16 protein-coding genes and 3 pseudogenes are annotated in these 21,552 nt (G+C 39.2%); 4 read left to right on the plus strand and 15 right to left on the minus strand.

Features of this window, described 5'->3' with window-relative positions; translation table 11 throughout:
• Positions 1–45: 45 nt before the first annotated feature.
• Positions 46–563, minus strand: a pseudogene (locus ABR397_RS15990) (transposase); the annotation flags it as partial.
• A 628-nt stretch (positions 564–1,191) separates the two neighbouring features.
• Here ABR397_RS15990 and ABR397_RS15995 point away from each other — a divergent pair.
• From ABR397_RS15995 to ABR397_RS16005, 4 genes and pseudogenes are all read left to right on the plus strand, one after another.
• Complete coding sequence (locus ABR397_RS15995) at positions 1,192–1,494, plus strand: type II toxin-antitoxin system RelE/ParE family toxin (RefSeq protein ID WP_350306626.1); 303 nt, start codon at positions 1,192–1,194, stop codon at positions 1,492–1,494.
• Positions 1,491–1,769, plus strand: coding sequence for an addiction module antidote protein (locus tag ABR397_RS16000; protein WP_350306627.1), 279 nt, complete (start codon positions 1,491–1,493; stop codon positions 1,767–1,769). The genes ABR397_RS15995 and ABR397_RS16000 overlap by 4 nt, the downstream gene beginning before the upstream one ends.
• Positions 1,770–2,150: 381 nt before the next feature.
• Positions 2,151–2,258, plus strand: a pseudogene (locus ABR397_RS25065) (carbapenem biosynthesis protein CpmH); the annotation flags it as partial.
• Positions 2,259–2,337: 79 nt separating this feature from the next.
• A pseudogene (locus ABR397_RS16005) lies at positions 2,338–2,518 on the plus strand (Tn3 family transposase); the annotation flags it as partial.
• A 7-nt stretch (positions 2,519–2,525) separates the two neighbouring features.
• Here ABR397_RS16005 and ABR397_RS16010 read toward each other — a convergent pair.
• The 14 genes from ABR397_RS16010 to ABR397_RS16075 all read right to left on the minus strand — a co-directional run bounded on the left by ABR397_RS16010 (position 2,526) and on the right by ABR397_RS16075 (position 21,463).
• On the minus strand, positions 2,526–3,407 hold the full coding sequence (locus ABR397_RS16010) for a hypothetical protein (RefSeq protein ID WP_350306628.1): 882 nt from the start codon (positions 3,405–3,407) through the stop codon (positions 2,526–2,528).
• A 175-nt stretch (positions 3,408–3,582) separates the two neighbouring features.
• Positions 3,583–5,307 carry an AMP-binding protein gene (locus ABR397_RS16015; RefSeq protein ID WP_350306629.1) on the minus strand — a complete coding sequence of 575 codons (1,725 nt, stop codon included), beginning with the start codon at positions 5,305–5,307 and terminating at the stop codon, positions 3,583–3,585.
• Positions 5,308–5,318: 11 nt separating this feature from the next.
• Positions 5,319–8,234 carry a beta-ketoacyl synthase N-terminal-like domain-containing protein gene (locus tag ABR397_RS16020; protein WP_350306630.1) on the minus strand — a complete coding sequence of 972 codons (2,916 nt, stop codon included), beginning with the start codon at positions 8,232–8,234 and terminating at the stop codon, positions 5,319–5,321.
• A gap of 8 nt (positions 8,235–8,242) precedes the next feature.
• Positions 8,243–8,545, minus strand: a complete 303-nt coding sequence (locus ABR397_RS16025; protein WP_350306631.1) for a Dabb family protein — start codon at positions 8,543–8,545, stop codon at positions 8,243–8,245.
• Entirely contained in the window at positions 8,538–11,171 is a 2,634-nt protein-coding gene (locus tag ABR397_RS16030; protein ID WP_350306632.1) for a beta-ketoacyl synthase N-terminal-like domain-containing protein, read from the minus strand. The genes ABR397_RS16025 and ABR397_RS16030 overlap by 8 nt, the downstream gene beginning before the upstream one ends.
• Positions 11,172–11,230: 59 nt before the next feature.
• Complete coding sequence (locus ABR397_RS16035; protein WP_350306633.1) at positions 11,231–11,638, minus strand: ester cyclase; 408 nt, start codon at positions 11,636–11,638, stop codon at positions 11,231–11,233.
• A 122-nt stretch (positions 11,639–11,760) separates the two neighbouring features.
• Positions 11,761–13,443 (minus strand): non-ribosomal peptide synthetase, encoded by a 1,683-nt coding sequence (locus ABR397_RS16040; protein WP_350306634.1) that lies wholly within the window; start codon positions 13,441–13,443, stop codon positions 11,761–11,763.
• Positions 13,444–13,682: 239 nt separating this feature from the next.
• Entirely contained in the window at positions 13,683–15,251 is a 1,569-nt protein-coding gene (locus tag ABR397_RS16045) for an AMP-binding protein (RefSeq protein ID WP_350306635.1), read from the minus strand.
• Between the two features lie 7 nt (positions 15,252–15,258).
• Positions 15,259–15,507 carry a hypothetical protein gene (locus ABR397_RS16050; RefSeq protein ID WP_350306636.1) on the minus strand — a complete coding sequence of 83 codons (249 nt, stop codon included), beginning with the start codon at positions 15,505–15,507 and terminating at the stop codon, positions 15,259–15,261.
• A gap of 268 nt (positions 15,508–15,775) precedes the next feature.
• Positions 15,776–17,401: a phenylalanine aminomutase (D-beta-phenylalanine forming) gene (locus ABR397_RS16055; RefSeq protein ID WP_350306637.1), complete on the minus strand. Its 1,626-nt coding sequence runs from the start codon at positions 17,399–17,401 to the stop codon at positions 15,776–15,778.
• Between the two features lie 267 nt (positions 17,402–17,668).
• Positions 17,669–18,064: a hotdog family protein gene (locus ABR397_RS16060; RefSeq protein ID WP_350306638.1), complete on the minus strand. Its 396-nt coding sequence runs from the start codon at positions 18,062–18,064 to the stop codon at positions 17,669–17,671.
• Positions 18,064–18,885: a transglutaminase domain-containing protein gene (locus ABR397_RS16065; protein ID WP_350306639.1), complete on the minus strand. Its 822-nt coding sequence runs from the start codon at positions 18,883–18,885 to the stop codon at positions 18,064–18,066. Before ABR397_RS16065 ends, ABR397_RS16060 begins: the two co-directional genes overlap by 1 nt.
• Position 18,886: 1 nt before the next feature.
• The gene (locus tag ABR397_RS16070) at positions 18,887–19,219 is read right to left on the minus strand and encodes a hypothetical protein (protein ID WP_350306640.1); all 333 of its coding nucleotides are present in this window, start codon (positions 19,217–19,219) and stop codon (positions 18,887–18,889) included.
• A 33-nt stretch (positions 19,220–19,252) separates the two neighbouring features.
• Positions 19,253–21,463 carry a beta-ketoacyl-[acyl-carrier-protein] synthase family protein gene (locus ABR397_RS16075; protein WP_350306641.1) on the minus strand — a complete coding sequence of 737 codons (2,211 nt, stop codon included), beginning with the start codon at positions 21,461–21,463 and terminating at the stop codon, positions 19,253–19,255.
• Positions 21,464–21,552: the final 89 nt, after the last annotated feature.

Raw genomic sequence — 21,552 nt, forward strand, 5'->3', positions numbered from 1 at the left:
TCCAGCATTTTTTCCGAAACTTCATCCAAAAAACAATATACACGCTTAACTTGAAGATGCAGGATTCAGAACCTGGAAGTTGTCATTAATACGGCACGACAGGTTCCCGGCAAGTTCCGGTAATATTTCCGTAAAAAAGCGATGTATTGCCTGCCTGAACAAGGCCGTCGAGGCGAAATAATGGTTATTTCTGACCTGTTCATTCATCACCTTCCACAGTCTTTCACCAGCCCACTCCGGTGGTAACCGGCTCCGTCAAGGATAATATGAACCTTCTGACTGACCGGATAGGTTTCACGCAGGGCAATGAAGAACTCGGCGATGTGATAACTGTCGATACGGTCATATTCGTGTACCCCTGTTTTACTGATATCGGCCAGATTCAGGGCACCCATCAGGTTCAGACGGGTACGACTTCCCGTTGTTTTCACTGCGGTTTTCTGGCCTTTGCGCATCCAGCCATAAGCAAGTTTCGTCCCCTGCGTGGGATGGATGCCATCAATGAACAGGATGGGCTCATGGTCTCCGGCTTCCTGCTTCAGTTTCCCGTGAGAGCGTAAAAAAGTGTGGGGCATGGATTCGATGAGAGCTGGATAAAATAGTTTAACCACTCAGGTTACGGGGAATTGTGGCGATTGAATGGTTCTCACCGTTATCTGATAAGCACGCTTAATTGCTTAATTTATAGCGAGAGCATAAAAAAGTCTGGGGCACTTAGTTATTTAGCGGTAAAGTGGGTAATTCAACCGGACTATTACCCATTATCGGCCCATGAATACTTATACGTTAAAGTGGTTTCTTTAGCTGCTTTGCCACATAAATGCCCCACAGTTTTTTATGCTCTCCAATATACTTTAACGCTTACTTTAACTATCTTTTGCCTATTGCAGCCAACAAAGAGACAACTTGAAGGATGGCGGGGAAAACATAGAACAGGTTGCCGCCAGATATTGCCCCGCCGCACAATGCTACTGGATAACCACCTTAGCGAATATTGAGAGAGTCAAGCGCGGTTATCAGGCGACAATCAGGGCGTCCAAAAATGCCGGGTCGGAATGACCTACCTCATACTAATGCTAATGTATGCGTACATTAGCATTAGTATTTAAACTAAATTTATTGTGTCAGATATATTTGGCAATAAAAAAATATGGCGTATACTTTAATTATCGAAGTATAAGGGGCAAAGGAATGATAACTGTATTAAGTACAGAAGCATTTGATAACTGGATTGATGCCCTAAAAGACATCAGGGCAAAAACAGAAATTCAGGTACGAATTCGCAGACTGAAAAACGGTAATTCTGGCGATATAGAGCCAGTAGGGGAAGGGTTTTCAGAAATGCGGATTCATGAAGGTAAAGGCTACAGGGTTTATCTAAAAAATCACGGAAAAGTAATCGTTGTTTTGTTGTGTGGAGGAGATAAAAGTACACAGCAAAAAGATATCGCCAGAGCAAAAGACATTTACAAAGAGATTGAGGGGGAGCTATGAAACTGAAAGAATACGATATTGCAGAACACTTAAACAGTGAAGAAGAAATGCAAATGTATCTTAATGAAATTATGGAAGATTGTGATCCGGCATTGGTACTGTCTGCGCTGGGTGACATTGCCAGAGCCAGAAACATGAGCCAGCTTTCAAGAGAGGTCGGTATGTCCAGAGAAGGGCTATATCATGCGCTTTCAGGAAAGGGTAATCCAACATTCAGCGCTATGATGAAAATAACAAAAGCGTTAGGGCTGAAACTCCATTTCACAGGGGCTTAATTGCCCCCTTTTTAATCGGAATTTCGTCCAAATTTAACGCCCGATTCCATAGCAGCAACCCAGCCATCGTTGGTGCGTTCAAGGATGTTGGCTGGTTGTTTTTTAGCTATTTAAAATGACCGCTTAACGGCGTTTACTGTTCCGTTGCTCCACGAACCCCATATTGAAACGTTCTAAAAGGAGAGCATAAAAATGTGTGGGGCACTTATGCGGCCAAACAGTTAAAGAAGTTTCACCTGGTAACCTAAAGCGTCACCAAACCAGAGGGTTGACATGGAGGAGAGCACTTAACGGTATAAGTATTCATGGGTCATAATCCGGTTGAATTACCTATTTTACAGCCAAACAACTCAAGTGCCCCACACATTTTTATGCTCTCCTATTATTACAGGCATTGACAATGAAAAATATCAAATTGAATTTGAAAAATCTGACACTGGGGTTATTAAAATAATAAGTGATCCTGTTCAACTTGAAATTCTTTACTAATTTTAGGCAATAATAGGGTTCAGAAACAACGGAATAGTACACGCCGTTAAGTAACTATTTAATAGCGGATTAGACTAATAAGCGAAATGTACACCGTTCCTAGAATTGGGTTGAGTCTTATCACCAGTTACTCAGCCGTTGCCAGAGTGGGTAGAAAGAAGGAATTAACCGGAAAAACTGATGTTGAAATCGAAATCAGCAACCAGTGCGGCCGATTGATCGCCAATGCGATCATTTATTACAACTCGGCCATCCTGTCACGAAAGACTATACGTTGAAGCATTGTTCATTTTTCTGAAATATACTTTTTCGAATAACCGCTCGCGGTTTACACATTATGGGATTAGAGTCATCATAACTAATAATACAATGCTGGGAATCCAGCATTTTTTCCGAAACTTCATCCAAAAAACAGTATAAACTATCACTCAAGTTGCCGGATTCATAAGGGGATATAACATAGTCATAAACAGATAATACTAAGTTATTAATCATTGCTAAATCATTAATAAGAATTCGAGCTACTTCCTTTAATACACCATTATAGTCATCAACGTTATTAATGCCACGGTACATATTAAAATCCAGTTCTCCTTTTCTCAATCTATTCCAGACTAAATAGACAGGTTGGGAGAGTGTTTTATCGACATCAAAAAAATTAAAGCGTTCAGAAATACCATTATAGTCAAGTATTGCTTGGTTTATGGACGGATCACCAAAAATCCACTTTTTTCTATCAAAGCACCAATATTCAATTAATATTTGTTCAGGAAATATATCTTCGATAAAGTAAGTGCAATATGCATACCTCATTCTCGATGGGATTTTTTTATACCGCATAATATCAAGTGCAACAATTGATATGGTCAAGCAGTGACCTATCAGCTTATTTTCAAAAGAAATCGGACTCATTAGTGACGTAACATTAGCTTGATACAATCTCTCAAGTATAATATTAGGTTGACTTATATCAATATCTCGATATCTTTCAGGGCTTATCCGATATTTATTTATACCTTTATAATGCTCTACTATATTTCTTGCAGTTTTAAATATCTCATCGAGAGAATCCGGAATTTCTTCATAAAAATAATCATAATTGGTTTTCAATCGATTAGTATATAATCTTTTAATATGTTCAGATATCAAAATTATTACCTTATTTATAAAACAATTTCTTAACAAACAATAAAATGTAGCCTTGGATTCATATATTAAGATGTTGCAATGGTTCGAGTCGTCGTAAACACCATAAAAGTGGTAAAGATTACCAAGGGAGGTAACAGGACTCATTTCCGCATAGTGTTCAATGAATTAGAATAAATTACGCTGATTCAAGCTCAGAGATAAGCGTCTGGAAAGACGGTCGTTCAAAGAGTTCATGTAACTCTAAGTTGGGATAAAGGTCGAGCATATCGACATGAAGAGAGATAGCTTGCATGGACGTTAGCCCTTGTTCAAAAAAATTGTCGTCCTTTGACATCAGAGTGATATCCAAGTATCGACCCAAGATCTTACCCGCCGGATGGGAAGAGAGTTCGAAGCACAGCCCCTCAGGAGCAGTGTCGATGTCTACTGCGGGTTTTGTCAGTTGCACTAAGCTCATCGCTTCAAGCGTGTTTGAGTCCACTTTACCACTCAGTGTGTAAGGCAGTTTTGGGGTAGTGAAAATATGATGAGGGATCAAGTAGTAGCTCAATTTAGACTCTAGCTCTGACCTTAGCATCGTCTCTGTTATATGAGAGCATTCAACCCATCCGATCAATTTTGAAGAGTCTGAACTTTCGTCATTAATTTGAATTACAGCGGAGCCAGTGACACCCTCTATCGATTCAAAAACATCCGTTATTTCACTAGGTTCAATTCGATATCCATTATTCTTAATGAACCCCCCATCCCTATGAAGAAAATTGACAATTCCCTCATCATCAACATACCCAATGTCATCTGTATCGTATAGCGTTTGGATCTTCCCGCCGATGCACACCTCAATGAATTTTCTCGCTGTAAGTTCAGGATTATTAAAATAGCCCATAGCCAGACCGTCTCCACCAATATGAATGCGTCCCAACTCTCCTGATTTACACATTTGTTGCTGTTCATTCAACACTAACAGCTGGGTATGACGTATCGGTTGCCCAATACGCATATCCCCAGCTTGTTTAATTACGTGCGCGCTGGACCATACCGTTGTTTCTGTCGGACCATAGACGTTGCACAGCCAGTCACTTTTTTCAAATAATAAAGAGGACAATTGTTGCGACAATGCTTCTCCCCCTACTAGAACGTTTTGGAAGCGCCAACTCTTATCCAGATAAGCCAGAAGCCCTTTAAACATAGAAGGCGTGGCTTGATAGACCGAAGGAGACCAGTGTATCAATTGACTCGCCACCTGCTGCGGTGAAGCAATCTGGTTATCCGTCAGTAAGATCAGCGTCCCGCCGCTAGACAGAGGGGCCGTATATTCCAGGAAGAAAATATCAAATGAGATTGAGGTTGAGGATAACCAAGTGTGTTCTGGCTTAGATTTCAGCAACGAGCAAAAATGCTCAATTAAGTTGGAACACCCAACATGACTGACCATCACTCCTTTGGGCTCTCCTGTCGAGCCTGATGTATAGATACGGTAGGCCTCTTTAGATGGACGAGCCATCGTTTCTCCATCAAATTGCGAGTCGGCATTCAGGATCTCAGTGACACAATATGTTTTCTGACATGCACTCTTCTGCACATTACTGATGTACAAATAACGAGATTGAGAGAGGATGTGGTCTATTTTCTCTTTGGCCGTTCTGGGATCAACGGGGATATAAGGTATACCAAGATAATGACACGCCAAAATTGTTGTTATGAGCGACTCATTTCTCTGCAAACAGAGCACTATACCCTCCACATCGTCACTCATTGCAGTGTGAATACCTACAGCAATACGTTTTGCCATTTGATGCAGCTGAGAATAGGTCATTGAATGGTTTGCTGTAATGAGTGCAATGTTGTTAGGCAACATTTCCGCAATGGACTCAAATTTTTGAATAAATGTAGAATTCATCATCCCTCCGTTCAGTTTTGGCTTTCTGGATTTAGTAAATAATTGTTTATATTGGCCAGAAACATCGACATAAAACTCTCCACAATCCCCTTGGGATAATTCGTCTGGTTGAACATCATTTCGATGGCTAACCCCTCCTGTTCTGGCACAAGGTTGACCGTCAAATTGCAATAAACTGGTTGATATCGAGTAGCATACTCAGGAATAGAGAATTTTCGGTATTTTAAGAGGTTCCCTCTATTTTGGTTCTGATACATAAAGAGAATGTCATACAGTCCTTGACCTTGACTTGCAGCTAATGACGAAATCACATCTAGCGGCACATGGGCATGAGGCATACAGTTTTTTAATGCTCGGTCAGTCTCACTTAGGATCGCGCGAATCTGTCCCGCTCCACAATTCACTACAACAGGAATATTATTAATTCGACAGTCAATGGTTTCTCTATCTGATTCTGTTCTATTGGCGAGCGTCGTGCCCGTACATACAACAGAGGTATCCAGGAAGTTTGCCAGCGTAGAATTGAATAAAGCGTAATAGACGACGAACGGCGTGACTCTATGACTACGTGCCACATTCTGAACTCTAACAACCAGATCAGAAGAAAGTTGGGAGATAAGAAGGCCAGGCGCCAATCCCTTTGAACCTGCTGAAATTTCAGAGCCGCTCGATAACACCGTGCGTGGGACATGACTCAGCGTATCTCGCCAGAATGAACGACTGCTATCCGAAATCTCCGGATCCGCTTGCTGGGGGATATATATCCTGTTCAGTGCTGAGTTCCCCTCACTAACAGCGGATAATGCATTTAGTAAATTATGCAGACCCATCCCATCTATCGCAATATGGTGAAAGTTGAGGGTAAGGAATATCTGTCCGTTGTGCGTCAGAGTCGTCACACGGCACAAAGCCCCACTTTCCAAATCAAATCGTTGTTCAAACACTGCCTTTAAAGACGCTTCCAGCGAACTTTCCAGCGTCAGCTCGACCGCAGTCATTTCAATCAACTGCGCTCGTCTGGTCGCCAACGTAAGCCCCTCTCTCGTTATCTTGTATTGCTGGCTGAACTGAGGTAACTGCGTAAGTATCTCATGTAAAGTCTGTGTGAACCGCTCTGTCGGGAAGTCCTTTGGGATCTCAAAGCACAAAGGTACATTGTATTGGCTCGCCTTACTGCGTTGTAGTTTTTCCAACAAATAAAATCGTTGCTGATATGGGGAAAGCAAGCCATCCTGACGCGTACGATTATTCACCTGTTGGCTATCCGTTTCTTGCCCTGTCTTTGACGACTGTGCTGTGACTATGGCACTGGCTAATGCCTCGGGAGTCGAATAGTCATAGATGCTTTTTGAGGTCACTTCAATGCCAAGCTCAGATTTAAACAAGGCGATGAGCTCAACCGCAGTAATAGAGTCGCCGTAAAGATCGAAGTAGTCACTGTCCGGGCTGACCTCACTTTCCCCGAGAACCTGCTTATAGAAGGACAGTACATAGGGCAATAAGGACGCTTTGGTCAACACGTTCTGTTGAATGCTGTCTTTCTCCTTAACTTGGTTGCTGGTATGGGAGGAGTCGTTCGGGTTTTTGGTCTGGGTAAAGAACGAGTAGATGCTGTTCTGAGCCCCCTTGTTATCAGCTTTCTTAGGCTTCATAGAATGTCCAGTGTTATAGCCTTCAATAACAAGATGGGCATTCGTGCCCCCAACCCCCATAGAGCTGATTGCCGCGATGGCTGGTTTATCTGGATCTAGGGGAACATTGTCCGCTGTATACAACAGATTATGTCGCACCGTATCGCTAAGCAGTTCATTAAGCTGCGTCAAATTTGACGTCCCTGGGTAGATACCTTGCTTAAGCGACAGTACTGACTTGATCATGGAAGCGATCCCCGACGTCCAAAAGAGATGCCCGATATTGCCTTTGACAGAACCAATAACCACCGGAGATAAAGCGTGATCTACCCCATAACTGTCCATTAATTGGCTGATGGCTTGAACTTCCAGCGGATCGCCCACTATCGTCCCCGTGGCGTGACACTCGATGAACTGTAGGTTGCGAGGGTTTATCTCGGAAGAGCGATACACTTGAGCAAGCAGTTGGTGTTGACCATTCACGGAGGGAGCGGCGTAGCTGGTTTTTTTGGACCCATCATTGTTGCTCAACGCATTGGAGATAACCGCGTGGATATTATCCCCATTATTTTCGGCATCCTGAAGGCGCCTAAGGATAACCACACCTCCCCCATCCGCAGAGACAGTACCATCTGCATGGTTATCAAATGGTCGACACACACCCGTTTTTGAATAGATCGATCCAGGTTCATACTTATATCCGACTTCTAAAGGATAGGAGATATGTACTCCGCCACAAATTACGGTATCACAACGTTTTGTTTGCAGCATCCAACAGGCTTCAACAATGGCTGTCAGTGAAGACGAGCACGCCGATTGTAAATTGAAACACGGCCCCTGAAAGTTAAATATATGGGCAGCGCGAGTGGCCATGAAGTCCGTGCCTTTGTTTAGATTCAGGAGTAGGTCATTGGGCGGCTCGGTGAGCCCTTTGGTTACGTTTATTTGCAATTGATCATGGTAAGTATGGTTGCTGCCTTGCGTAGCAATTACCGCGACAGTACCTAATGCGTCACGATCGAGGTGATCACCGTCAATAAGTGCCGAGTCTATCAGCTCAATGAATTTTCTTATTTGGGGGTCCATAACCATCGCTTCCTTTTCTGAAAGCCGATAGCGATGAGCATCGAATGTTTCCGGATCGGGACATCTTCCTTTCGATCTCACGTGCCCTTCTTCATCGGTATATGCATGGTATGACACTCGACCGTTGCAAAGATTATCCCAAAATTCGTTGTAATCTCTGGCCTCTGGAAATAGTCCTGACATACCTGTAACTGCAATTTTATGTTCCATCATTCCCCCTAAGCTGTAATCATATCGAAGACAATTGCCTCTGAGATCACTGAATTGAGTTTCTCATTGATAAACGCTTGATGATGTGTGTTGATTTGATAAGCGTCCCGATCTTGTTTTGAGTCAAATTCCATTACAAAGGCGTACTGATAACCCTGATTATTGAGGTTGTCACAGTCATTGAGACCATAGCTGTACTTTTTGATCTCGGGTATCTTGGTTTTTAATTCACCCAGCTGACGAAGCAAGTCCAGTGCATCAGTTGTTGACAGCGACGCACTAAACTTGAACAAAATGATATGTTTATACATATTGATATAAGAATCCTCGAATACAGTTTGACACTTCATTGATATTTGAATCTGCAACCAGCTCGACATGGTCAGTGTGAATATTGCGAATCGTCATCAATTCATTTACTTGCCAGTTATTGTGGTTCCTTTTCAACGACTCAAATGTTGCCAAAACCTTGTCATTATCTATCTTTGTTAGAGAACGCGTTGCGACAACATTGAGTATTGGCAAATTGATCTCCGGATCTTGAAAGTCCTTGACCATACGCCTTTCTATTTCAAATATTGTTTTGAGATTTTCTCTCGCTCTGTCGTCACAGCTAAGCGTGTTAGAAAAGTAGTCCAGGACCATGAAATATGACAGATTCTCATCTGAAAACAGTGGAGCGCTGCAAGGGGAATATTTGACAGAGTCTAATAAGATATTGCCCTTTACTGGCAGTTTTCCCGTCAAGAGAGCGGTGATTTTTCTGGCCAATAACCCACCCAATGACCAGCCTCCAATAAAGATTGGAGTCGTCTTATCTGTTACGTGCCCCAAAATGTCGTCCGCATAGATGGCAGCGAGTTTATCTATCGAAACCACTTTGTTTTTGTTGTATAAATTATATGAATCTATCCCTATTACTTCGGTTTCATCAGAAATACTCTTCGACAGATTTTTGTACACTTCTACTCCTGAAATAGAAGCGTGGATCAAGATAAGCGTGGCTCGCTTGGCGGAGTTAGGAAAAAATAAAGGTTTCACTAACGAAAACTGCTTTGTTCTGTTTGTTAGCCTTTGAAGTTCTTGCAGTTGTGCAGAGAAGACATCAAATTTTTCCACCCAATCTAAAGTCAAAGTGAGGTCAAAAGCAGCGTTAATGTCCGTGACCAACGAAAGTGCTAGTATCGAATGACCGCCAAGATCTGAAAAACTGTCTTCCTCTTCAACATCGTTCAACATCAAGTTATCAAGCCAAATGGTGCGTAAGATTTCATGACGAACAGCCGGTTCAGATCGGGCGCTGTCGCTTTTTTCAAGTTTGGCGTTCTCCTGCATCATTGCGTGGGATTCGACTCTCACGACAGAATCAGGATCGATTTCGCTTGCTTCAATTAACACAGCTTTTCCAACGTACTCGTTCAGACAAATTGGCCAATGGTGACTGGCAATACCTAAGCGAATTGAGGCTGCGATTTGCTCATGGAGTTCGGAGAGAGATTCAACAGAAAACTTCACCATACACGCTTTCCCCATCGAACGTCTCGCTAAGGTGTAGGCCACATCTTCTAGTGACAGATGATCTCTTTTTATTTCCGCTTGCAACTGGCGCAGCAAAGTTCTCAGGCGCTTGTCATTCTCTGCGCCAATCAACACTTCCACTGGCTTCGATGTTGTCGGCAGCACCGATAAACGAAACTTTTCACTACGAATCACCAAGGCGCAATTCGTCCCACCGATACCCAATGAGTTAACTATCCCCGTTAAACCATTTTTTTCACGGACTTTCGTTGGAATATAGAAGGGGGATAGCTTCAAATTCAAGTTCGGATTGAGCGTTGAGAAATTGGCCGCAGGGTACAGCTTGCTGTTCCACACTTGCAGCACCGACTTTAACAGACCCGCATGACCTGCTGCGACGTCAAGATGCCCAACATTGGCTTTAACCGAAGACAATGCAATTCTGTTGATCTCTAGTCCACTATTTTCAAAGGCTTTTTTCAACGCTGCGGTTTCTAACACATCACCGATTTTGGTGCCCGAACCATGCCCTTCGATAAAATCTACTTCATGGACATCCAATGCAGATTTCGCCAGCACATTTTGAATGTTTCTTGCTATACCCTGAATGGAGGGCGCCATATAACTAGACTTAGCCCGCCCATCATTATTGATACTACTCGCCGACAACACGCCGAAAATGGTGTCTTTATCATTGCGCGCTTTGTCGAGTGCCTTGAGGACAAACACCACGCAGCCAAACCCCGGAACCATGCCATCAGCACTGCTAGAGTAGGATGCCAGCACGCCGCTTTGCGATAGGTTCATACCTGGCTGATACTGATAACCTGAATGGAGTGGGTAAGGGAGACAGGCGCCACCGGCGATAGCCATGTCACAGTCACCACTTGCGATCCCTTGCATTGCCATATGGATAGAAAGTAAACCACTCGAACATGCTGATTGAACGCCTACTGCCGGTCCTTTCAGATCAAATAAATAAGCACAACGCAACGATTGCTGCTCTTTGTTCGCGCCAATCTCTATCTCGAAGGGATCATATTTATCCACCGCTAATTCGCTGCCAGCGAGATAGGAAGGGTAATGACTGTCAGAAGATGAGGAATAGACCCCAACAGTCTGCTCACAGCGCTTCGGGTTATAACCTGCCTGTTCTAAAGCCCGCCATGCACATTGAATGAACATCCGCTGCTGCGGCTCTATTACGTAGCTATCGCGAAGAGAAATGCCAAATAACTCGTAATCAAATTGATCAGCGTCGGTCAAATAGCCCGCCCGGCTGACCCAACCGTCGCGGTCGTTAGGGGTATAGGAAGGAAAGGTAAGAGCATCTTGACCTGACTCCAACAACGCTTCTAATTCTAAAATGTTACCTGCACCAGGAAGGCGAAAGGAGAAGCCAGTAATTGCTATATCCATTTTCTTTTTACCTATGTAATAGGCATGAAGGGAGATCTCCATGCCCAGATTTTGGGGGGTTATGCTGAGAGCTGATTTAGCCAAATATTGCTGTATATTTCGTCATCAACCATAAACCACAATTCGGCAACTTTTCCGTCAACAAATCGTTTTTCCACCATAATTTCAATGTCACGAAGCTGTTCTTCACCTTTCAATTTCGCCTGACGATTCAAACGCGCATAGGTACGGTCCCCGACGGCAAAGAGCGACTCAATCGAGGTTGAAATCGATGTGTGTTTTTCGACAAACTCCGCCATCCCACCTTTCATTTGTTCAACGAGCAGTGTTTTACCTTTTAAATGACACTTTGCATCATCATGGTAGTAATTATTGACCACTGGACAGTTGCCAGTATCAAACACATCCGTGTACAGGGATTTCACGATTTCAATGTTTTTCAATTCAGTTTCACTATAGTTGTTCATAATGTGGCTCCTTTTATCAGTTGATTTCCCGTTATCGGGTTTTTGCTATTTACTCGTCTCGAACGTGTAGAAATAGGTATTTATTTGTTTGATAGATGAAATATCTTTTGTAGCGTCAATTTTTATTTTTTAGACATAACCAAATTTTCTACTTCTTCCAATGTCCCTGAAGAGTAAAGGTCAAGTAAGGTAATTTTTATATCAAATGATTTACTTAGGTTATGACTTAATGTGAGTATTGATAGAGAATCAAATCCAATATCAAATAAGCCGATGCTACTATGATTAATACATTTTCCTAGTATCTCTTCGGCGATACTTTTTACCGAATTGCTGGTAAACTTATTTTGACGATTTTCCAACATTTTGATGGTATTATTTATTAAATACTTTGTGTCAACTTTATTATTTTTACTGAGTGGCCATTCATTATTTTCGATAAAGAAGTCGGGGATGGCATAGGCACTCAGTTGAGAACGCGCTCGTGATATCAGAGACTCTAATTCAAACTCTTTATTTTTGCTCTCTATCAAGGCAACAAGGTGCTCTTGCCACATAAAGCATAACGCTTTAACTATCAGCTCATCATTCTCCAGATTTTTCTCAATATCATCGAGTTCTACTCGATGCCCATTTAACTTAACTTGGCGGTCCTGCCGACCTAAAAAGTAAAATTCACCATTCTCCGTATATTCCACGACATCACCCGTATCGTAATATCGGGTGTTGTCGATGGTACAGAACGCCTTATCTGTTTCGGTGGGATTATTATGATAGCCGGCAGAGAGTCCCTTTCCAGAGACATACAGATGACCCACTCCAGTTTTAAGATAATGCCCAGTATCTTCGTCGTACAGTAAGTAGTCGACACCTTGTACAAGTTTTCCAATTGGAAGGCGTTTCTCTTCTCTTATACTGCTGAGTTCTAACTGAGATATCGTTGTGAACACCGTGTTTTCGGTGGGGCCATAAGCATGGTAGAGCTTTGTAAAAGATGTACTTTCAAGAAATGCAACCGCGGCTTGGTGGTCGACTCTATCCCCGCCAGTAATCAGGTGTTTGAGCTTAGTCAACGCCCGGCAGTAACCTGACAACATGTGATTCCTAAACAAGCCAGCTGTCATCCACATGCAAGATATCTTATATCGTTCAATGAATTGGACAAGAATCTCTTCGTCAAGCACCGCCATCTTGTCGAACAAAACTAGAGTACCACCTGCTAATAAGGGGCTAAAGATTTCAAACGTTGAAGCATCGAATGATAACGAGGAGTAGGATGCAACGACATCTTCGTCACTGAGCGAGATGAACGAAGGACGATAAAACAAATTAAACACGGAGTTAGACCTTACCAACACACCTTTTGGTTTGCCAGTGGAGCCTGAAGTATACATTATCGACATCACTCCCTCATCGCCTAAGCATCCAGGCGAATCCGTGTGATAATGGTGCTCTATAGTTTGCAAAAAGAGTTCACCAGTTTCCAGACATACGTCATTGATTATACGAATCTTAGCAAAGTTACCCGTGATATTTTTTAAAAATGAATCGGGTCGATCACTATCAATAGGAATAAAAGTTACGTCACAATCAATTGCTGACAAAATAAGAATTATTGCTTTCAGCCTATTATCGACATTTATCAAAACTGTCGTATCACTACGTGCTATAGCCTTCTTACAAATTCTGATTAATTTATTCAATTCGCTATATGAATATGCAACTCCATTCGATACGATGGCAGTTTTCCTTGCATAACGCTCTCTTACAGCGCGAAGTGCATTCTTTAGGTTAGCATCTTTCATTAAGTTTCCCTTTATTTAACTTACAATAAATTTAAAATCAATCACCTGATTAAAAATTATATCGAAGCATAATAAGTCAGAAAAATCACAAACAGACTTAAGTTTTAAATACTCTGTAAGGTATATTTAAACGTAAAAGTGATCCAAATTATTTTTAGATTACTATGTGATAGCACCAATTATGCCGGGCACTACATAATTGGCGAAGCATTAGAGCAACACCATTAAGATAATAAAAACTACTGTATTTTTAGAGTAATAAATCTACTAGAGGGTAAAGTTTTATTTGAGGATTCAATTTTTTCATTTATTATTGATTGAATTTTACTTCTATCCAATTTCGAATTTCGAAGCCTTGGCAATGACTTGAAGACTAAAAAAATATTAGGAACCATATATTTTGGCAACAATTTTTCTAAATTAATGAAACATTCATTCGGGTCTACTATCGAATTTTCCTCGTATGATAGAACTAAGTAATCTTTACTATTGGTGCTGTATTTATGCAAAAATATATTACCAACATTAAGTAATTGCTTTATGTTCATTTCAACGTCTTGAAGGTGTACCCTGAATCCATTTAGTTTGACTTCATCATCTGATCTACCTAGAAAGTAGAAGATGCCATCATCGCTGACCTTAACAATATCATTTGTATCATAGTATTTAACACCATTGTGAAAAATAAATGGATCATCACATTGCGAATGATTTATGTACCCCTTCATTATTTGATTCCCTGAGATTAAAAGCTTCCCTTCTCCAAATTTTGAATATCCAGAACTTGTTTCTAAAATATACTCTAACCCTCTAAAGGGCTTGCCAATACTTATATCTCTAGTCATATTATCGCTAGTAATTTCGGAGGAGAAGCAGCACATAGTACCCTCTGTAGGACCATATGCATTTATGACTTTAAGCTGAGGAATGTTTTCCAATAAAATTTTAATCGATTGTTCATTGGGTTTTTCAGCACCAAGTAAAATTAGATTTAACGATTTGAATTGATTAAATACCCCACCCTCACTGAGTTGTGGGAGTAAAATTTTTAGTACAGACGGGACACAACTAAATCTAGTTATATTATATCTTTCAATAATATTAGCGAAAATACTGGGTATAAATGGTGGTTTATATAAATATACAGAATGCCCATATAGTGGAGGTAGAACACTATCCAAAATGGTCATGTCAAAATACAAAGGACCAATAGATAAATATTTCTCAGGTTTTTCACTTACGTATTGAGGATATAATGCGTCTATGAATGAATTGAAGTTGTCATGAGTAATTTGAACGCCTTTTGGCTTACCTGTAGATCCAGATGTAAAAATGATATACGCGATAGTATCAGTGTAATCCGTGATTAAGCTATCTTCATAGTATATATCATGTTCTAGTGGAGAAATAAATTCCCCATTAGATACGATACAATCTTTATGAATTAACAGATCTTCTCGAAATGAACTTTCATCACCAATATAAAAATCATCAGCTACAATCAAATCAGGATTAACATCTGATATTATCATTGATAGCCTATTTGATGGTATATTATTATCCAGAGGACAAAAAGCTACTCCTTTTAATAAACATGCATAAAAAAGCGAAAACTCTGAAAACGTCTTATCCATAAATGATATTACTTTTTTTCCTTTGGTAATTCCTTTAAAATCAAAGTAATTTAATATGGATTTTATTTCCGAATAAATCTCTGAAAATGTTTTTCCATTGCTATGATCGTAATAAGCTACGTTATTATTATTTTCAAAGCGTTTTATCATTAATATCAAATTGTTTTTTTTCATTTTTATCTTATTTGTTTATAGAACTATGAACCCAAGAAACAATCGAATCAAATGTATCTAAGTATTTCTCATCTTCTATTTTACTCCCAAAATTCAAATTGTAATCCGTGTTAATTTTGTGTATAAATCGAAGAATATCAACTGAATCTAGATGGTTTTTTAGTTTTGTATCTCCTGAAATTTCAGTGCTTACATTATAATTGCATATTTTGTCAATTTCATTTTTAAGCTCTTTTTCAATCGTCGATTTTTCCACTTTACAATCTCCAAACTATATATTTGTAGTGATTTAAAATATATTATTATATAGATATAACTGTATAATCATGCGGATTTATACCATTAGATAATATGGTAATTAGCGTGGTAAAACAATACACATAGAAAATATCAAAATTAGATAAACCTATTATTAAACCAGAATTCTACAAGATCACTCAGCATTACTTCGCTTGAGAATTTCATAAAAACTGAATAGGTCTATTTAATAGATAATTATGGGTTTGACACTTTATATATATCAATTAAATGTCAGAATTTTTTGTTAGCACGTTTTTCACAATAGATTCAATATAGTCCGTGATTGTTTTATCTTCGTCCAAGTAGGGGACTTGATTACGCGTTTTTTCATAGAGAGCTCGGGTGGCTTTACTTAAGCCAGCGTTGCCACGAATATCGACTGCCTGACAAGCACATAATAACTCAAAAGCCATAACATACTTTAAGTTCTTCAACTGTTCTCTGACTCGTCTAGCCGACACCAAACCTAACGAAACAATATCCTGAAAGTCACCGGTGCTGCTAAGGGACTGAATAGACATAGGCATGCACGATGCTCGGGATTCGGCTGTTATTGACGCAGTCATAAATTGTCCACCCATTAAGCCTAATCTTAATCCAGCATTTTCTGCACATAAAAATGCAGGTAAACCATTGCTGTTGGATTTATTCATAAATCTATCAATCCGACGGTTTGATAAATTCATTATCGTGACAAGTGCAATATTCAGATGATCCATCGCCATTGCGATATATTGACCATGAAAGTGACCGTTATGGAATACTTCCTCAGTGTTTTGGTCAATCAACGGGTTATCGTTAGATGAATTCAGCTCATTCTTTAAAGTTTGTTTAATATTCTTGAGGTTATCAGCAATAGGTCCAAGAATTTGCGGCGTACAACGAATAGAGTAAGCATCCTCTATCTGATGGCAGCTTGGTTTGACCAAACCATCCATTTCTTGAGAAATTATTTTTTCTATATCATGTTCATTCACCGCCAGAGACGACTCAGCTAATATATTCCATATGGCAGTTGCGACTTCGAGTTGCCCTTTGTGTGGCTTAAGTTTGTGTACGGCTGGGTCAAATGGTTTGGTTTTACCATGTAGTCCTTCAATAGATAACGCACTGATGGTAAGGTAAGTATCAAACACCTGCTTCACTTCGTCATACAATAACGACCCCAAACCTACCATCGCTGAGGTTCCATTGATCAGCGCTAGCCCTTCTTTAAAGCTCAGTACCATTGGGGAGATACCTGCTTTTTCAAGCGCCTCGATACCGCTCATTTGCTCCCCCTGATATCGTGCTTTCCATTGGCCTGTGCAAACAAGAGCAATCGCTGCCAATGGCCCAAGATCACCACTGGTACCCAAAGACCCCTTTTCAGGAACGCAAGGGACAACCCCTTTGTTATAAACGTCAATCAACTTACAGAGGTTAGTCACAGAAATAGCGGAGTTACCACGAGACAACGACACAATTCGCGCCAACATTGTTGCTCTGACGGTCGTATCGTCAAAAAATGCTCCTACATTAGTAGCAACTGCGTTAATTAAATTGTTTTGTAACTCATTTGCTTTATCAATAGGAACAATATAATTGACAAAGCCCCCCATGCTTGTATTGACACCATAAATAACTCGGTCTTCCTTTACCATACTTTCTAAAATGTGACGTGACTTTTCGACTCTAGCGATCACCTCATCATCTAAAGTCACTGGCAAATGATTTATAGCTGCGTATGAAATATCTTCAAGGGAAGTTTCTTTATTAAATTTTATATGGAAACTTTTCAAGCTCAATGAAGCTAAGTTTTCTTCATCATTAATTACTGGTTCGTTAATAACTCTATCTTTTGTTTTCATTTTTTTATCCATTAATGATTTATACTGAGAGTAAATAATGCCCATGAAACTTAATCGAATAATAAAATAGCTCATAACCGAAGGCAGTTTAAAAACAGAACATGGTTAAAAGCAGGAGTAAATCGTCAGATAGAAACAACCCTGACAGAGAGGGAGGTGATTAGAGCCAAAATAGACTTTTCCATAAAAAACCTCTCCTTTTTTGAATTTACGGCACTGGAGAAAGAAACCAATTAAAAATAAGGAACACTTGATTCACTCTGTAATTTAATCTGAGTTGGACAGTAAAATCCTACAGGTTAAGATAGGGAGATGCATATCGCCAATAGCCTCACAATGATATAAGTACTTATTATCAATATTACTTATCATTCTAGCCACCAAGAGATAATCTTCCATAAGTACATTGGCATTCTCAATATTTAAATCATCCACGCCTACTAAATATCCATTGTAGTTAATATCAAATTGGTTTTTTATATGTATCCCCGCTGCTTGAGCTAAGGATTCCACAATTAAATGCCAAGAATTTTGACAGCACTCTCTATATGTACTCTCAGTAGAAAAATTAGATCGTGCAGTTACTTCATCTTTAGAGATAGACTCAATTGAGTGAACAAAGGAAAAAGGCTCAGCATGTGCGCCTTTAATAAAATCTTGCATTATTTATAATCTCTTTGGTAAGGATGTAAATTAGTAAAGCCGTCAAAGTTAATATTAATATTAGAGATCTCTTTCTTGTTTTCATCTATATTATCAATTAGCACGTCAATTAACGTGGGATCATTCATATACTTTCTAAAGTCGAAGTAATCCCAATAAAACAACTCTACTTTATTTAAAGCTAAGATATCCTGTAATGTTCTCCACACGAATCGTTCGAATCCAACAATTTTTTTGTATGATTTATGATGTAACTCATCAATATCTAAATTGCCTCGTCTGTAATTCTTCCATAGATCTGTAAATATATTAGATTTATCTTTAGGTATATTATCAAAATCAAAATCAATAGAAGTCTTGTTTTTTTCAATAATCTCATGAGTGACTGTTGGATCTAAAACCTTCCACGTGTTACTTGAAAAACACCAATACTCAATTACGATGTGTTCAACATATGAACTTGGTTCAAAATATGTACACAAGCAAAATCGATATCTCGAAGGAATTCCCAATTCACGCATAATTCCTATACATAACAGTGAAATTGTTTGACAATTTCCAATTATTTTCTTTTCAAAAGGATTTTCAGAGTTTAAGTCAAGACCTCGTTTATATGCCTCTTTTAGAACTTCTGAAGCTGTACGAAGCTCATAATCCTTATGTCTAGCTAAGGGTATCTTATGAGCGTTGACGCCACTCTGATGCTCTATAATATTCCTACAGTTTCTCGCTAAACTTAGAGGAGAACTATTAATCGTATTAATATTAAGGAAAGAATCACCGAGTGTCGTATTATATGATTGCGTTGAATAATCTATCATATCAAAGCCTTTTCATAAAACTAGCTTTTAACACTTTACCTTTTTCATTTTTTGCTGTGCAAACAACCTTATTCGATAAATTATTTAACTTAACTGTTATTTTTTCATTTGGCGAAACGGTATTATAAAAACGAGCGTTATCTATGCCATTAATATTTAGCACACCTATTTTGACAAGATTGTCATATATTGTATCCAATAGCAGCACACCAGGGACAATAGGATTGTTCGGGAAATGCCCCTTAAAAAATGAACAACTATGAGGAAATAGTATGGAAAAAGATTCACTCGAAATAGTTTCAACAATAGCTCCATGACTGTTTTTTTTATTCAAAATAAGTTATCTCCGGAGTATAATATATTATTTTTAAAAGAATAAAGACAATTTTTCTTCTTTAGAGATAATACAAGCACCGATATTTGAAGATAAATCTATCGATATCACTAAAACGGTTTTTTTAGAATTATTTGATATCTTCTCGGTTGCTTCCACAATATTGGTCATAAAGTCAGATGAAAGCCTTTTCTCATTTTTAATCTCAACTAGTAAATTTGAGTTGTATTTGGTCAACACACTTCGAGCGCCATCATATATATCATTATCAATCAATGAGCTAGATAAAATACAATGGTCAATTTCTTCATAGCTTATACATGCTTCATCACAAGAATTAAGTATGAGACGCTCTAAAATACTCTGGAACTTTATGTCATTCCTTAACACTAGCCCGTTATAAGAAGAATGAAGTATACTTCGCACCCACGCTATTGGCTTGCTATTAGTTTTATTTAGATTTTCTCTATTGGACAATAGAATAGCTGCACTCCCATTAGAAAGGTTACATTCGGCATCTTTAAACAAATGGTTTATAACACTTTCTTGTGCAGGCGTTACTTCATCACTTGAACAAGCAATCATATAATCTTGAGTATTGCTCCTTAAAAGATCTACACTATATTCGAAAGCAGCTGTTGGGCTGCATAATACCGTGCAATGGCCACTAATTTTATGCGCGATAGACACCTGACCACAGATTGCGCTAACGATATGCCCAGGAAAATGGCGAGCACTCGCAAACTTGGGATCACCTTCATAGATAGACTTTAGATAAGTTTCTAAACATTTTTGCGGTCTTTGTGAGTTCCCAGTAATTAATCCGGCTCTAGGACTGCTTTGTATTACATCCTCGAAGCCATCAATCACGTCTCCTACAGATTCTATGCAGAATTTTATCTCCGGTGAATCCCTTTTAAATCTTTTATTTTGTTGATTAATCCTACACTTTTCCCCAAAAACACTTCCTTCGGGTTTTATTATTTTTTTAAATTCACCATCATTAGAGCTCGCTTTTATTATAGGTATAGCTGTTTTTTCATATTTAACCTCTCGCTTACAACTGTTTTTGGTTACGATTAGTGCACTGTTACTTCCACCAAAGCCAAAACTGTTTGCCAATATAGTCTTAATTTTCTGGCTAGGGTAGTTTTTGTAATTAAGATTTATAGGGCTACAATCTTCTCTGAGTTTTAATACATGATTATTTTCTGGTGTAATACCAGCGTCTAGAAGAAATAATATACTGATGAGTTCTATGATTCCCGAAGCTCCTAATGTATGACCGTAAAAAGGTTTCATTACGCTCACTGGAATATCGTTACCAAACAGCTTCTCGTAAGCTTGCGATTCTGGTACATCGTTTGCGCTTGTGCCTGTAGCATGGGCAGAAATTAAATCTATATCTTTTCTACTAAGGTCAGCGGCAAATAGAGCTGCATCAATGGCCTGTATGGCTCCTGCCCCATTTGGCTCTGGTGATGTTTCATGATAAGCGTCACTTGACGCGCCATATCCCGTTACTAACCATTTACTGCTATTTTCGTCATTATTTCTTGCTAGTATCAAAATACCTGCACCTTCACCTAAATTTATCCCTTTAAGTTCTGAAAAAGGTGCACATCTTCCTTCATTTAATGCACTCAAACTATTAAATCCAGCCAATACCGGCAGATCAACACAGTCACAACCTCCACAAATTACTAAGTCAGCTTTATTAGAGTTTAGTAAATCAGTAGCTATGCCCACAGCGGTTAAACTAGAAGAGCATGCTGATGAAACGACAATGTTTTTTCCTTCGATGTTGTAACGGGATGCAATAGCGTTACTACAATGAGACAACATTGATGACATAAGTTCACTAAGTTTTACTTGTTCTACGTTTCCTTTCAGTACATTAGAGAACATCTTTGAGTAACTATCTGTCCCAGAGTTATAACTGCCTAATACAACAGAAATCCTACTCTTATCATAATCATCAAGATCTAATCCCGAATTTTTGATAGCTTCTTGAGTTGCTCGTAAAGCAAAAATAGAAGCATTATTAATCCAACCATTTTTTCCAAAAGAATTTGTACATTCTATATCATGAACAGATATAGTCGCATTTTTTATTCCAATAGAGTTGTATTCATGGTTATTTATTAGCTTGTGTTTGTCTTCAATATATAATTTTAGTTCGTCTAAATTAGGAACAGGTGGGGTATACAATCCCATACCAGCAATAATAATTGAATTTTTCATTAATTTACCTTATTAGCAGGGCGGGATCTCACATTTTTTATATGATTATTATGTATGAAAACAATTCTCTGGCAGATCAATAAATATTC

This window comes from Photorhabdus viridis (assembly GCF_040256935.1).
Classification (GTDB): Bacteria; Pseudomonadota; Gammaproteobacteria; order Enterobacterales; family Enterobacteriaceae; genus Photorhabdus; species Photorhabdus viridis.